Annotated in this window: 11 protein-coding genes; 7 read left to right on the top strand and 4 right to left on the bottom strand. The window is 75.0% G+C overall.

Annotated elements, in window-relative coordinates; genetic code table 11:
• Positions 1-32 precede the first annotated feature (32 nt).
• Both Q5530_RS17550 and ligA read left to right on the top strand, forming a co-directional pair.
• Positions 33-1,697 (top strand): peroxidase family protein, encoded by a 1,665-nt coding sequence (locus tag Q5530_RS17550; RefSeq protein ID WP_415363507.1) that lies wholly within the window; start codon positions 33-35, stop codon positions 1,695-1,697.
• Positions 1,698-1,811: 114 nt separating this feature from the next.
• Positions 1,812-3,803, top strand: coding sequence for an NAD-dependent DNA ligase LigA (gene ligA, locus Q5530_RS17545; RefSeq protein ID WP_415363504.1), 1,992 nt, complete (start codon positions 1,812-1,814; stop codon positions 3,801-3,803).
• Between the two features lie 55 nt (positions 3,804-3,858).
• Here ligA and Q5530_RS17540 read toward each other — a convergent pair whose 3' ends face one another.
• Entirely contained in the window at positions 3,859-4,056 is a 198-nt protein-coding gene (locus tag Q5530_RS17540) for a hypothetical protein (RefSeq protein ID WP_415363502.1), read from the bottom strand.
• A gap of 127 nt (positions 4,057-4,183) precedes the next feature.
• A complete protein-coding gene (locus Q5530_RS17535) occupies positions 4,184-5,383 on the bottom strand; it encodes a winged helix DNA-binding domain-containing protein (protein WP_415363499.1) in 1,200 nt (399 codons plus the stop codon).
• 120 nt (positions 5,384-5,503) lie between these two features.
• Here Q5530_RS17535 and Q5530_RS17530 point away from each other — a divergent pair, with 120 nt between their 5' ends.
• The 3 genes from Q5530_RS17530 to Q5530_RS17520 all read left to right on the top strand — a co-directional run bounded on the left by Q5530_RS17530 (position 5,504) and on the right by Q5530_RS17520 (position 10,283).
• Entirely contained in the window at positions 5,504-6,499 is a 996-nt protein-coding gene (locus Q5530_RS17530) for a helix-turn-helix transcriptional regulator (RefSeq protein WP_415363497.1), read from the top strand.
• Positions 6,500-6,696: 197 nt separating this feature from the next.
• Entirely contained in the window at positions 6,697-9,087 is a 2,391-nt protein-coding gene (locus Q5530_RS17525; RefSeq protein ID WP_415363494.1) for an ATP-binding cassette domain-containing protein, read from the top strand.
• 110 nt (positions 9,088-9,197) lie between these two features.
• On the top strand, positions 9,198-10,283 hold the full coding sequence (locus Q5530_RS17520) for an NAD(P)/FAD-dependent oxidoreductase (protein ID WP_415363492.1): 1,086 nt from the start codon (positions 9,198-9,200) through the stop codon (positions 10,281-10,283).
• Between the two features lie 63 nt (positions 10,284-10,346).
• Here the strand turns inward: Q5530_RS17520 and Q5530_RS17515 are convergent, their stop codons facing one another.
• On the bottom strand, positions 10,347-10,763 hold the full coding sequence (locus tag Q5530_RS17515) for a hypothetical protein (RefSeq protein WP_415363490.1): 417 nt from the start codon (positions 10,761-10,763) through the stop codon (positions 10,347-10,349).
• A 295-nt stretch (positions 10,764-11,058) separates the two neighbouring features.
• On the opposite strand from Q5530_RS17515, the gene Q5530_RS17510 reads away from it, so the two are divergent.
• Both Q5530_RS17510 and Q5530_RS17505 read left to right on the top strand, forming a co-directional pair.
• A complete protein-coding gene (locus Q5530_RS17510; protein ID WP_415363663.1) occupies positions 11,059-11,706 on the top strand; it encodes a response regulator transcription factor in 648 nt (215 codons plus the stop codon).
• Positions 11,703-13,163, top strand: a complete 1,461-nt coding sequence (locus Q5530_RS17505; protein ID WP_415363488.1) for a sensor histidine kinase — start codon at positions 11,703-11,705, stop codon at positions 13,161-13,163. Before Q5530_RS17510 ends, Q5530_RS17505 begins: the two co-directional genes overlap by 4 nt.
• Here the strand turns inward: Q5530_RS17505 and Q5530_RS17500 are convergent.
• Positions 13,144-14,652: an aromatic amino acid ammonia-lyase gene (locus Q5530_RS17500; protein WP_415363485.1), complete on the bottom strand. Its 1,509-nt coding sequence runs from the start codon at positions 14,650-14,652 to the stop codon at positions 13,144-13,146. The genes Q5530_RS17505 and Q5530_RS17500 overlap by 20 nt on opposite strands.
• Positions 14,653-14,656 lie beyond the last annotated feature (4 nt).

Raw genomic sequence — 14,656 nt, 5'->3', positions numbered from 1 at the left:
CGGGGGCACTTCTCACGGACTCGGGGGGGTCTATGAAACAGCACGGCAGGAACAGCTTCTTCGTCGTCGGCGAAGGGGTGATCGAATTCGACCGCGACGGCGTGGCGCGCACGCGCCACCCGGCCGCGGCCGAGGAGCTGCGCCGGTTCCGCTTCTCCCGGATGGGGCCGGAGGGTCCCCCGCTCGACGAGGGGACCCGGGTGGCGCTGGCGACCGCGATGACCGCGGCGGGCGGGCAGCCGGAGTCCGCCGACCCGCCGGTGCCGGCGGGGTTCACCTACCTCGGCCAGTTCGTCGACCACGACCTGACGATGGACCGGACCGAGACCCGGCTCGGCGAGGACGTGACCCTCGACGAGCTGGTGCAGGGCCGCTCGCCGGCGCTCGACCTCGACTCGGTCTACGGGCGCGGCCCGGACGACCCGATCGACCGGGTGTGCTACGCCGCTGACCGGGTCAAGCTGAAGGTCGGCACGACCTCGCCCGTGGGCCCACCGGCCGACGACGAGCTGGTCTCCCGGCCGGTGGAGGGCTTCGACCTGCCCCGGTTCGGGCAGGGCGGGCTGACCGAGGAGGACCGCAGGCGCCCGCTGATCCCGGACCCGCGCAACGACGAGAACCTGGCCGTGGCGCAGACGCACCTGGCGTTCATCAGGTTCCACAACCGGGTGGTCGACGAACTCGCACTGCGCGGCCTGACCGGGCGGCGGCTGTTCGAGGCGGCGCGCGGCCAGGTGGTGCGGCACTACCAGTGGGTGCTGCGCCACGACCTCCTGCCCCGGATCGTGGACCCGGCGATCGTGGACGACGTGTTCACCCGCGGCAGGCGGTTCTTCGAGGCGCCCCGCCGGGGGCGGCGGCCGGTGGGCCCGCACCCGACGATGCCGCTGGAGTTCGCGGTGGCCGCGTACCGGTTGGGCCACAGCATGATCCGGTCGCAGTACGAGTGGAACCGGGTGTTCAACACGGGCACCGGCATCCCGGCGACGCTGCGCCTGCTGTTCGTGTTCAGCGGGACCTCCGGCAACTTCGACCCCGGGTCGTCGCTGGCCGACCTGGACAACCCGCACCACGAGAGCGTCGACGCGCTGCCCACCAACTGGATCGCGGACTTCCGCAGGCTGTACGACTTCACCGAGGCCGACCGGCCGGACCTGGCGCCGCCCGCCGGCGGCGGCAACGTCACCATGCGGATCGACTCCCTGCTGGTGAACCCGCTGGACCAGCTGCCCGCCGGCACCTTCGGCGGGCGCGGGACGGTGTTCGAGGAGATCCAGCGCAACCTCGCCTTCCGCAACCTGACCCGGGCGAGCATGGTCCGGCTGGCGAGCGGGCAGCAGATGGCGGAGTGCCTGGGCGTCGAGCCGCTGACCGCGGAGCAGGTCCTGGTCGGCAACGGGGGCGCGTCCCTGGACGCGCTGACCGACGGGCAGAAGGACGCCGTCGCCACCGCCACCCCGCTGTGGTTCTACGTGCTGCGGGAGGCGGAGTTCACCGGCGGCCTGCTCGGACCGGTCGGCGGCCGGATCGTGGCCGAGGTGTTCCACCGGGCGATGGAGGGCAGCCGGACGTCCATCGTGCGCGAGCCGTCGTGGCGGCCCACGCTCGGCCCGGACCGCCGGACGTTCCGGATGACCGACCTCCTGCTGTTCGCCTTCGACGGCAAGGCGGACCTGCTCAACCCGCTGGGCGACTGACCGTCCCGGAGGGGTGGCGACACCCCTCCGGCGGTCCCGCCCCGCCCGACCGTGTCCGCGGAGATCCGGCCGGGGTGCGGGACGTCGTCGGTGCGGGCCGGTAGCGTCCCCGCCGTGGACGTTCAGGAGCGCATTCGGGAACTCGCCGACCGGGTCGTGGTGCTGCGCGACGCGTACTACCGGGGTTCGCCGCAGGTGGCGGACGCGGAGTACGACGCGATCGAGGACGAGCTGCGGGGGCTGGTCGAGGCCAACCCGGAGCTGGCGCCCGACCCGAACCCGCTGGAGCAGGTGGGCGCGCCGGCGGTGCTGCACGCGCCGGTCCGGCACTCGCGCCCCATGCTGTCGCTGGAGAAGGCGACCAGGCCCGAGCAGGTCGCCGCGTTCTTCGACCGCTTCCCCGGTCAGCCGGTGGTGGTGATGCCGAAGCTGGACGGGCTGTCGCTGGCGCTGGTCTACGAGGACGGGCGGCTGGCGCGGGCGGTCACCCGGGGGGACGGCACGACCGGCGAGGACGTGACCGTGCTGGTGCGGGCGCTGACCGACGGGGTGCCGGCGCGGGTCGACGTGCCGGGCCGGGTCGAGGTGCGCGGCGAGGCGGTCATGCTGCGGTCCACGTTCGCCGCCTACAACACCGTGCACGTGGACAAGCCGCTGATCAACCCGCGCAACGCCGCCGCGGGCACGCTGCGCGCGAAGGACCCGGCCACGGTCGCCGGGCGGGAGCTGCGGTTCTTCGCCTTCGACCTGGACACCTCCGGCGACACCGCCGCGGCCGACCTGGAGCAGGGGTTGCGGACGCTCGGGTTCGACGTCGCCGAGATGCGCCACTGCGGCAGCGCGGAGGAGGCGCAGGAGGTGATCACCGGCATCGAGCAGGGGCGCAACGACCTGGACTTCGACCTGGACGGCGCGGTGCTGCGGCTGGCCGACCGGTCCGCCTTCGCGGCGGCCGGGACGCGGTCGAACTCCCCGCGCGGCGCGCTGGCGTTCAAGTTCGCCGCCGAGGAGAAGACGACCGTGCTGTCCGATGTGGTCTGGGACGTCGGCAAGACCGGCAAGATCGCCCCGGTGGCGCACCTGGAGCCGGTGTTCGTGGGCGGCACCACGGTCACCCGCGCGACGCTGGCCAACCAGGAGGTCATCCGGGCGCGCGGCATCCGGATCGGCGACACGGTGCTGGTCCGCCGGGCCGGCGACGTGATCCCGTTCGTCGCCGGGGTGCTGGACGAGTCCAAGCGCACGGGCGAGGAGCGGGAGATCGTGCCGCCCGACGCGTGCCCGTCGTGCGGGCACGGTCTGACCGAGCAGGGCAACAGCCGCGAGCTGTTCTGCACCAACGTCGCCTGCCCGGCCCAGACCGTGCGGCGGCTGATCCACTGGGCGTCCCGAGCGGCGGCGGACATCGAGGCCGTCGGTCCGGTGTGGATCGAGCGGCTGGCCGAGGTCGGGTTGCTGGAGAACCCGTCGGACCTCTACACGCTGACCAAGGAGCAGCTGCTGGAGTTCGAGCGCATCGGCGAGGTCTCGGCCACGCGCATGATCGACTCGATCGCCGCGAGCCGGGCCGTGGGGCTGCGCCGCGCGCTGATCGGGCTGGCGATCCCGATGGCCTCGGAGGGCACGGCGGCCCGGCTGTGCCGCGCGGGCTTCGGCTCGCTGGAGGAGGTCGCCGACGCGGGCGAGGAACGGCTCGTGGAGGTCGAGGACATCGGGCCCAAGGTCGCCGCCTCGCTGGTCGAGCACCTGACCCGCCTGCGGCCGGAGCTGGAGCGGCTGCGGGAGCGCGGGGTGTCGCTGGACGTGCGCGAGGAGGACCTCCCGCCCGTCGTCGCCTCGGACGCGCCGCTGGCGGACAAGACCGTGGTGGTCACCGGTTCGATCAGCGACCCGCGCTCCGGCGAGAAGGTGCCCCGCCCCACCTTCCAGCGGCTGTGCCAGAAGGCGGGCGCGACCACCGCGACCTCGGTCTCCGCGAACACCGACTACCTGATCACCGGCGCGGACGTGGGCGCGAGCAAGCTCACCAAGGCCGAGAAGCTCGGGGTCGAGGTCGTCGACCAGGGGGTGATCTGGCAGCAGCTGATCGCGGCCGGCATCGCCTAGGGGTGCGGTGCGGTGGCCCGGCTCGGCAGGTCGTCGAGCCGGGCCCGCCGGTCGATCAGTTGCTCCAGGTGTACCCGTTCGTCCCGATGTGGCCGTTGCTCCAGGTGAACCCGTTGCTCCAGGTGAACCCGTTGCTCCAGGTGAACCCGTCGGTCGACACGGCCTCGTCGGCGGCGGCCGGGATCGCCGGGACGAGCAGGGCCGTGCCGATCGCGAGCGCGAGGACCGGCAGCATCCGCAGGATCCTTGCCATGGCGCTTCCTTCCCGGTGCGGTGAGGTGGCCTGGCCGCCTGGTGGGCGCAGGCCGGTCCAGTCTGGCAGAGCGGGAGCGGTGGTGGAGCGGTCGATCGGGACCTGATGCACCCCCTGGACCGCCCCGCTAGGCGGTGGCGATCCGGACGCGGTCGCTGTCGCCGTCGGTCAGGAACAGCGCCAGCTCCCGCCCCTGGTCGGCGACGGCGGTGCGGTCGGTTCGGGGCAGGGGGTGCAGCGGCGTGACGACCACGGTGCCCGCCTCGGTGGTCCAGGTCGCGGCGACCCGGCCGTCGACCAGGACGACGCGGTGGCCGGCGACGGAGAGGCCGCGGTGGGCGTGGTCGATGATCCGGTCGCGGTCGTGGTAGCCCAGGATCGCGTTGTCGAAGGCGGGCAGGAACCGGACCGGGGCCGGGGTGTCGGGGTCGGGGCGAGGGGCGTCGGGCAGGTCCAGCAGCTCCCGGCCGCGCTCGTCGCGGAAGCGGACCAGCTCCTCGCGGACGGCGGCCACCGCGGCGGGCAGCCCGGTCAGGCCGCACCAGGCGCGCAGGTCGGCGGTCGCGGCGGGGCCGAAGGCGGCGAGGTAGCGGCGCACCAGCTCGCGGCCGACCGGGTCGGTGCCGGTCGGATCTCCGGCAGCCGGACCCGTGCCGGCCGCCCCCGTGCCGGCCGCCCCCGTGCCGGCCGGCCCCGCACCGGCCGGCCCCGCGCCGCCCGGATCGCGGCCATCCGCAGCCAGCGGGTCGACCTCGCGCCCCAACCACGAGGAGAGCAGGGCGTTGCGCACACCCCCCTTGGCGCGCCACACCCCGCGCGGCGGCAGCTGCACCACCGGGATCAGGGCCGCCACCAGCATCTCCCCCAGCGCCCGCGTCCCCACCCCCGGCCGGCGCTCGGCCACCGCGCGGGCCAGCTCACCCATCGAGCGGGGCCGACCGTCGGCCATCACCTCCCGGCCCGCCGCCGCCAGCTCCTCCAGGTCCACCCCGTCCAGCTCACGGCGGTAGACCCCCAGCACCCGCTGCCGCAGCATGGCGTCGTGGCGTGCCCGCCACGCCAGGACGTCCTCGGCGGCGAGGAGGTGCACGGTCCGGCGCATGAGGTGCGTCCGCACCACCCGCCGCCCGGTCAGCAGGTCCGAGAGCACCCCCGGGTCGAACCCGCGCAACCGCGACCACAGCCCCACGAACGGCTCCTGCGGCTCCTGCGCCTGCAACCCGCACAGGTGCGCCACGGCGTCGAGGACCGGCAGGTCGGCGCGGTCGAGCAGCAGCTGCCGGGCGAGCGTCGCGCGGTTGAGCGCCCGGCGGTCCAGGACCGTCACCGGATACCCCCGTCCGGCGTCGGGATCGAGCGGGACGGGGTGGTCGTGGAGTTCGGCACGGCGTCACCCTCGCACCGATAGCGGTCAGTTCCCGTCCTCTTCTCCCGGCATCATGAGGTCGTGCCGAAGACCTCAGCGCGACTGCTCTCGTTGCTCTCGCTCCTCCAGGCGCGCCGGGACTGGCCGGGGGCGCTGCTGGCGCAGCGGCTGGACATCAGCCCGCGCACCGTGCGCCGCGACGTCGACCGCCTGCGCGAGCTCGGCTACCCCGTCGTGGCCACCAAGGGCCCCGACGGCGGGTACCGGCTCGACGCCGGCGCGGAACTGCCCCCGCTGCTGTTCGACGACGAGCAGGCCGTGGCGCTCGCCGTCGCGCTCCAGGTCGCCGCCACGACCGGCGCCGACCTCGGGGAGGCCGCGGCCCGCGCGCTGGCCACCGTCCGGCAGGTCATGCCCGCCCGGCTGCGCCACCGCGTCGACACCCTCCGGATCACCGCCGTCGAGCCGCCCGCGACCCGACCGGAACCGCAGGTCGACGGCGCCGTGCTCGTGGCGCTCAGCGCCGCCGTCCAGGCCCGCGAGGTGCTGCGCTTCGACTACGCGTCCCCGGGAGACCCGGACGACGACGGCACGCGGCCCCCGCGCCGGGCACAGCCGCACCACCTCATCACCCGGGGCGGGCGCTGGTACCTGGTCGCCTGGGACCTCGACCGGGAGGACTGGCGCACCTTCCGCGCCGACCGGATCACCCCGCGCGTGCCCACCGGTCCCCGCTTCACCCCGCGCGACCTGCCCGGCGGTGAGGTGGCCACCTTCGTCACCGGCAGGTTCCGGGGCTCGGACGGCTCGGGCGACTGGCCCTGCCGCGGCGAGGTGATCCTCGACCTGCCCGCCGCGGCCGTGTCCCGCCACACCCGGGACGGGGTCGTCGAGGAGCTCGGCCCGGACCGGTGCCGGCTCGTCCTGGGCTCGTGGTCGTGGCCCGGCCTGGCCGCCGCCGTCGGCAGGTTCGACGCGGACTTCGAGGTCGTCGGCCCGGCGGAGCTCGGGGACGCCTGCGCGCACCTGGCCCGCCGCTACGCCGACGCGGCGCTGCCCGGTCGGCGCCGGGGGTGACGTGCGGCACGTCACCGGCGCCGAGGTCGCGCACCTCGTCGGCGCCCAGCGCGCGGGCCGCGGCCAGGAGTTCGGGCGCGGTGTCGGACACCACGACCCGCGCCGCGCCCGCCGACCGGGCCGCCGTCGCGACCAGGCAGCCGATCGGTCAGGAACCGAGAAGCGCGGGCCGGCCACCGGCGCCTAGGGTGACCGCCATGACGGACACCCGGTCGTCCGCGCGCTCGTCCGCGCGGCACGTCGCCGACAGCCACGAGCTGATCCGCGTGCACGGCGCGCGCGTGAACAACCTCAAGGACATCAGCGTCGAGATCCCCAAGCGCAGGCTGACGGTGTTCACCGGCGTCTCGGGCTCGGGCAAGAGCTCGCTGGTGTTCGGCACCATCGCCGCCGAGTCGCAGCGGATGATCAACGAGACCTACAGCGCGTTCGTGCAGGGGTTCATGCCGACGCCGGCGCGGCCCGACGTGGACGTGCTCGAAGGGCTGACCACCGCGATCGTCATCGACCAGCAGCGGATGGGCGCCGACCCCCGCTCCACCGTCGGCACCGCCACCGACGCGAACGCGATGCTGCGCATCCTGTTCAGCCGGCTCGGGCAGCCGCACATCGGCTCGCCCAACGCGTTCTCCTTCAACGTGGCCACGGTCCGGGCCAGCGGCGCGATCACCGTCGAGCGGGGCGCGGCCACCAAGGCGGTGAAGGCGACGTTCACCCGCGTCGGCGGCATGTGCACGCGCTGCGAGGGCCGGGGCGCGGTCTCCGACATCGACCTGAGCCAGCTCTACGACGACTCCAGGTCGATCGCCGAGGGCGCGTTCACCATCCCCGGCTGGAAGTCCGACAGCTGGTGGACCGTGCGGACCTACGCCGAGTCGGGCCTGCTGGACCCGAACAAGCCGATCCGGGAGTTCACCGAGAAGGAGATGCGGGACTTCCTGCACCACGAGCCGATCAAGGTCAAGGTCGAGGGCGTCAACCTCACCTACGAGGGGCTGATCCCCCGGATCAGGAAGTCGTTCCTGGCCAAGGACCGGGAGGCGATGCAGCCGCACGTCCGGGCGTTCGTCGACCGGGCGGTCACCTTCAGCACCTGCCCGGAGTGCGACGGCACGCGGCTCAGCGAGGAGGCCCGCTCCTCCCGGATCGGCGGGATCGGCATCGCCGACGCCTGCCGGATGCAGATCAGCGACCTGGCCGACTGGGTCCGCGGCCTGGCCGAGCCGTCGGTGGCCCCGCTGCTCACCACCCTGGGGCGCACCCTCGACTCGTTCGTGGAGATCGGGCTGGGCTACCTCTCGCTGGAGCGGCCGGCGGGCACGCTGTCGGGCGGCGAGGCGCAGCGCGTGAAGATGATCCGCCACCTGGGCTCCTCGCTCACCGACACCACCTACGTCTTCGACGAGCCCACCGCGGGCCTGCACCCGCACGACATCCAGCGGATGAACGACCTGCTGCTGCGACTGCGGGACAAGGGCAACACGGTGCTCGTCGTGGAGCACAAGCCGGAGGTCATCGCGATCGCCGACCACGTCGTCGACCTCGGTCCCGGCGCGGGCTCGGCGGGCGGCGCCATCTGCTTCCGAGGCACGGTGGAGGAGCTGCGGGCGAGCGACACCACCACCGGCCGCCACTTCGACGACCGGTCCTCCCTCAAGGCGTCGGTGCGCCGGCCCACCGGCGCGCTGGAGATCCGCGGCGCGTCGACGCACAACCTCCGCGACGTGGACGTGGACGTCCCGCTCGGGGTGCTCTGCGTGGTCACCGGTGTCGCGGGCTCCGGCAAGAGCTCGCTGGTCCACGGCTCCATCCCCGCCGCCGCGGGCGTCGTGTCGGTCGACCAGGCGCCCATCAAGGGCTCGCGGCGCAGCAACCCGGCCACCTACACCGGTCTGCTCGAACCGATCCGCAAGGCGTTCGCCAAGGCCAACGGCGTGAAGCCGGCGCTGTTCAGCGCCAACTCCGAGGGCGCCTGCCCGAACTGCAACGGCGCGGGCGTCGTGCACACCGACCTGGCGATGATGGCCGGCGTCGCCACCACCTGCGACGAGTGCGAGGGCAGGCGGTTCGACTCCTCGGTGCTCGTCCACCACCTCGGCGGCCGCGACATCAGCGAGGTGCTCGCCCTGTCGGTGGGCGAGGCCGAGGAGTTCTTCGGCGCCGGCGAGGCCCGCGTCCCCGCCGCGCACGCCGTCCTCACCAGGCTGGTCGACGTCGGGCTGGGCTACCTCACCCTCGGCCAGCCGCTCACCACCCTCTCCGGCGGCGAGCGGCAGCGGCTCAAGCTGGCGACCCACATGGGCGAGAAGGGCGGCGTCTACGTCCTGGACGAGCCGACCTCCGGCCTGCACCTCGCCGACGTGGAGCAGCTGCTGGGCCTGCTGGACCGGCTCGTCGACGCCGGCAAGTCGGTCATCGTCGTCGAGCACCACCAGGCGGTGATGGCCCACGCCGACTGGATCATCGACCTGGGTCCCGGCGCCGGCCACGACGGCGGCCGGGTCGTCTTCGAGGGCACCCCGGCCGACCTGGTCGCCGCCCGCTCCACCCTCACCGGCGAGCACCTGGCGGCCTACGTCGGCGCCTGAACCGGTCGGCGCCCGACCCCGTCGGCTCCGGTGGAGGAGCCGTGGAGGTCCGGTGGAGGTGTGGTGGTGACGGGACCGTTCCCGCGCCGGCCGCACTACGTTGCGCCGTTGTGGAAACCGTGGACGTGGTGGTGGTCGGCGCGGGGCTCGCCGGGCTGGAGACGGCGCGCCTGCTGGCGTCCCGGGGCCTGGACGTCCTCGTGTGCGACCGCCGCCGCCACCTGGACGTCGGCATCCGGACCACCGGCATCTTCGTCCGGCGAACGCTGGAGGACTTCCCGCTGCCGGAGCGGCACCTGGGCCCCGCCGTGCGGCGCGTCCTGCTCTACCCGCCGTCGCTGCGCGCGCCGGTCGAGCTGACCAGCCCCCGCGACGAGTTCCGGGTGGCCGACATGGCCGGCGTCTACGCGGAGGCCCGGTCCCGGGCCGAACAGGCGGGGGCGCGGGTGCGACTCGGCACCCCCTACCCCGTGCGGGGCGTCGAGGCGCGCTTCACCATCGGTGCCGACGGGGCCCGCTCGACCGTCGCCCGCCGGCTGGGCCTGGACGTCAACCGGCACCTGATCACCGGCGTCGAGGAGGTCTTCCCGGTCGCCACCACCTCGACCCCGACGTTCCACTGCGTGCTGGACCCCCGCCTGGCCCCCGGCTACCTGGCCTGGCTCGTCGACGACGGCCGGCAGGCGCACCTCGGCCTGGCCGGGCTCCCCGACCGGCTGGCCGCGCCGCTCCCCCGGCTGCTGCGCGAGTTCCGCGCCGGGTTCCCGGACCCGCCGGTCCCGACCGGCCCGCTCCACCGCCGCGGCGGCCCCATCCCGGTGGGCGGCGTCCTGCGCCGGATCGCCTGCCCCGACGGCCTGCTGGTGGGCGACGCGGCGGGCGCGGTCTCACCCCTGACCGCCGGCGGCCTGGACCCGTGCCTGCGCATGGCGGACCTGGCCGCCGCCGTCACCGCCGACTACCTGCGCACCGGCGACCCCTCGGTGCTCCGCCACTACGACGGGCGGGCCCTGCGCGCCCGCTTCCGCCTCCGGCTCCTGCTGCGCCGCGGCCTCTCCCGGCTGCGCGGCCCCGCCACCACCGAGGCGGCTTTCACCGCGCTGCGCACGCCGCTCGGCCGGGCCGCCGCCGCCCGCCTGCTCTTCGGCGACGGGTCGTTCCCGAACACCCGGCTCGAACCGGCGACGGCCCGCTGACCCGTGCCCGTGCGGGCCGGAGGCCGGGGTCGGGGTGGCGATGCGGGCCGCCACCCGACCGGTTCAGCCCACGACCCAGCGCACCACGCGGCTCGGTCCGCGGGTGTCGCCCGACACGCCGCCGACCACGCCGTTGTCGTCCACGGCCAGGGCGAAGCTGTCGCTGTAGCCGGTGATCAGGCCGAGGTCGGTGGTGGTGCCTTCCACGTTGAACCGGACCGCGCGGGTGCCGCTGTCCTCGTAGGACGCGGAGCCGGACACGACGCCGGCGCGGTTGATCCCGGTGGCGTTCGCCGAGCGCGCGCCGACCGGTCGGCCGAGGTCGGTGACCGTGGTGGCGGCGTGGGCCGACCCGGCGGTGGCGGTGCCGGCTCCACGCCGGCCGGTGCGCGAACAGCCGCCGGTCGGCCGGGCCGCGCCACACCGCGGAGCCGGGAACCGTGCGAGGAACCGTACCGGTTCCGCCCGCGGACCCGTCACCGGAACCGTCACCGGAGCTGTCGCCGAGCTGTCGATGCGGCCGTCGGTCCACCGGGGACGGTCGCGAATCCGCTGGATCTTCGGATCTCCGGACGTCTCGTGAGCGGGAGAAACTGTCCGACGCCTGTCGGCCGCACGGCCGATAGGCGTAGTCGCGCAACGGCGATACCCGCGTTGCCGCTCCCTGATCAACCACCGGGGGCAGGTGGGTCCGTCACGTTGACGGACCACGGGGAAATGGGATTCTGATGGGGTGCAGGGCGCCATCGGGACCTCGCCGATCGACCGCTTCCGACTGCTCCTGGTCGAGGACGACCACGAGCTCGTGGAGTTGCTCTCCGGCGCCCTGACCGACGAGGGCTACGCCGTGGACGTGGCCACGGACGGGCAGCGCGGGCTGCACCTCGGGCTCACCCGCCCCTACGACGTCGTGGTCATCGACCGCGGGTTGCCCGCCATGGACGGGCTGGACCTGCTGGTGCGGCTGCGGGCGCGGTCCGTGCGGGCGCGGGCGCTGGTGCTGACCGCGCTGGGCACCGTGCACGACCGGATCGACGGGCTCGACGCGGGCGCCGACGACTACCTGGTCAAGCCGTTCGACCTGGACGAGCTGAGCGCGCGGCTGCGGGCGCTGTGCCGGCGCGCGCTGGAGCTGACCGACGTGCTGCGGATCGGGGCCGGGCACCTGGACGTCCGGCAGCGCGAGGTGGTGCTGCCCGACGGCGGGCGGGTGCCGCTCACGGCCCGGGAGTTCGCGCTGCTGCGGGTGCTCGCGACCCACCCGGGCACCGTGCACACGCGGGCCTCGCTGCGGCGGCGGGTGTTCCACGACGCGCCCGCCCAGTCCATTGTGGACACATACGTGTACTACCTGCGGAACAAGATCGACCGTTCGGTGGTGCACACCGTGCCGGGGCTCGGCTACCGCTTGGGGGCGTTGTGAGCCGTTCGTGGGCCGAGGCGGAACGCGTGGTGCTCCGGCGGACGCGCCTGCGGGTCGGCGTGCTGGTGGCCCTGGCGATCACCGTGCTGGTCGCGTTCGTCGGCGGCATCGCCTACGCCGTCATGACGCACACCCAGGACGCGCAGGTGGCGCGCGAGCTGCGGTACAGCGCCTCGTACGGGACACCGGCCACACCACCGGGCTGCACGTGGCTGTTCACCCTCGCGGGCGACGTGGTCGACGACGGGGTGCTGCGGGTGCCCCGGGGGTTCCCGCTGCGCGGCGACCTCGACGCGGTGCGGGCCTCGCGCCGGGAGATCGAGCGCACCGTCACCCGCAACGGCACCAGGTACCTGGTGCTCACGCGGCCGGGCGCCGAGGACGGTGCGGTGCAGGCGGTGTTCGACACCCGCTACCAGCTCGCCGACCGGCGGCACCTGCTGCTGGCGCTGGCGATCGCGGAGTTCTGCGGCCTGGTCGCGGCGGTCGTGACGGGGCTGATGGTGGGCCGGCGCGCGGTCGCGCCGCTGGCGGAGGCGCTGGCCAGGCAGCGGCGGTTCGTCACCGACGCGAGCCACGAGCTGCGGACGCCGATCGCGCGGGCGCACACGCGGGTGCAGCTGCTGGTGCGCCGCGCCGCGGCGGCCCACCTGCCCGACGACCACCGCGCCGGCCTGGACAAGCTCGCCGGTTCGATCCGCGGGCTCGGGGACGTGGTCGACGACCTGCTGCTGTCGGCGCGGTTGGGCGGCGAGTCGGCGGGCCTCGACGGCCGGGCGGTCGACCTGGCCGCGCTGGCGGAGGCCGCGGTGGCGGCGGAGGGCGAGCGGGCCGGCGAACGGCGGATCGCGCTGGCCGTCGAGCGACCCGCCGGGCCGCTGGTGGTGACGGGTGTGGAGACCGCGTTGCGGCGCGCGGTCGACGAGCTGCTGGCGAACGCGGTGCGCCACACCCCGGCGGGTGGGCGGATCGACGTGCGGTTGGGGCGGGGGCGGGACGGGCACGTCGAGCTGACCGTCTCGGACACCGGGGAGGGGTTCGACCAGGCCGAGGCGGATCGGCTGTTCGAGCGGTTCCACCGGGGAGCGGGTGGAGCGGTCAAGGCGGGCAAGGCGGGCTGGACGAGCAGGGCAGGCGGGGTGGGCAAGGCGGGCTGGGCGGGCAGGGCAGATGGGGTGGGCAAGACAGGCAGGGCAGGTGGGACAGGCGGGTCGGAGCTGCGCTTCGGGCTGGGGCTCGCGCTGCTGCGGGAGGTGGTGACCGGCCACGGGGGCACGGTCGAGGCGACCGGGCACCCGGGCCAGGGCGCCCGCTTCACGCTGCGGCTGCCGGCGGCCGATCCCGGAGACCTCGCACCAGGCCCCGCGCCCGTCACCGCCCCCGCCCCCACTTCCAGGCCCAGCCACACCCCGAGCCTGACCGACCCGGAACCGGAGATCAGCACCGGAACCCGGTGACCAGGTCGGCGGCGAGACGGACGTCCGCGTCCAGCGGGCGGTCCGGGTCGACCGGCGGGATCGCGTCGGCCAGCGCGTCGAGCAGCGCGGCGCACCGGGGCGCGGTAGGCCGCCTGCCACCCACGTGCACGGCCTGCCGCAGCCCCAGCGCGAGCGAACCGCACAGCAGCCGGAGCAGCCCGGCCACGTCGTAGGCGCGCAGCGCGGCCTGGGTGCCGAACGGCACGACGTCCTGGTTGTGCAGGTTCGTCGGCAGGCTCTGGGTGCCGGCGGGCAGGGCGGCGCGGCGGATCTCGGCGACGAACGCGGTCGTGGCGAGCTGCACGCCCTGGAGCCCGTGCTGCTGCCCGGGGCCCGCCGCCAGCATCGGCGGCAGCCCGGTGTTGCGGACCGGGTCGACGAGCAGGTCCAGCTGCCGCTCGGCCAGGTTGCCCAGCGACGCGGTCACCGCGGCCAGCACGTCGGCGGCGATCGCGGCCGGCTGGCCGAAGAAGTTGCCGCCGTGCGCGACGAGGTCGTCCTCGGGGAAGAACAGCGGGTTGTCGCTGACACCGGCCAGGTCGGCGGCCACGACGCCGTCCACGTAGCGCAGCGCGTCCTCGACCGCGCCGATCAGCTGCGGGGAGCACCGGATGCTGTAGGGCTCCTGGAGGGAACGGGCGCCGCTCGGGACGGTGCCGGCCAGCACGCCGCGCATGTGGTCGGCGACGGCGGTCGCGCCGGGGTGGCCGTACGCGGTGATCAGGCGTGGGTCGAGGAAACCGGGGTCGCACCCGAGGACGTCCGCGAGCAGGCAGGTGAGGTCCTGCACGGCGCGGTGCGAGGCGCGCACGTCGTCGAGCGCGAGGGCCAGGGCGGCGGTCGTGACCGACGTGCCGTTGACGAGCGCCAGCGCGTCGCGCCCGTCGAGGGTGAGCGGGGTGAGCCCGGTGCGGCGCAGGGCCTCGTCGGCGGGCAACCGCTCGCCGTCGACGTAGGCGTGGCCCCGGCCGCGCAGGGCCTGGGTCGCGTAGGCGAGCGGGATGAGGTCGCCGCTCGCGCCGACCGAGCCGTACCGGGGGATCGCCGGCACGAAGGTGGTGGCGAACATCGCGGCGAGGCCGTCCACGACGTGCGGCGAGACGCCGGAGAGCCCCTGGGCCAGCGACCACGTCCGCACCAGCAGCGCGGCGCGGGCGATGTCGGCGGGCAGGTCGGGCCCCTGGCCCGCGCCGAGGTGGGCCAGGGTGTTGTCGCACTGGTCGGCCTCGTCGGCGCGGCCGGCGAAGCCGATGAGGGCCCCGAACCCGGTCTTGGCGCCGTAGACGGGCCGCGCGTCGTCGGCGAGCACGGTGCGCAGGAACTCGCGGCCGCGGTCGAGCCGGTCCCGGACGGCGGGGCCGACGAGCACCGGGAGCGGGGATGCCGCACGCTGGAGGTCGGCACCGCGCAGCGGTGCGCCGAGGTCCACGGGGGTGCCGGTCACGGCGCCGGTGGTGGTCGTGGTCACGACA

Origin of the sequence: Saccharothrix sp. BKS2 (assembly GCF_047689505.1) — a bacterium.
GTDB lineage: Bacteria > Actinomycetota > Actinomycetes > Mycobacteriales > Pseudonocardiaceae > Actinosynnema > Actinosynnema lopnurensis.
This window is presented reverse-complemented; position numbering and strand designations above follow the sequence as displayed.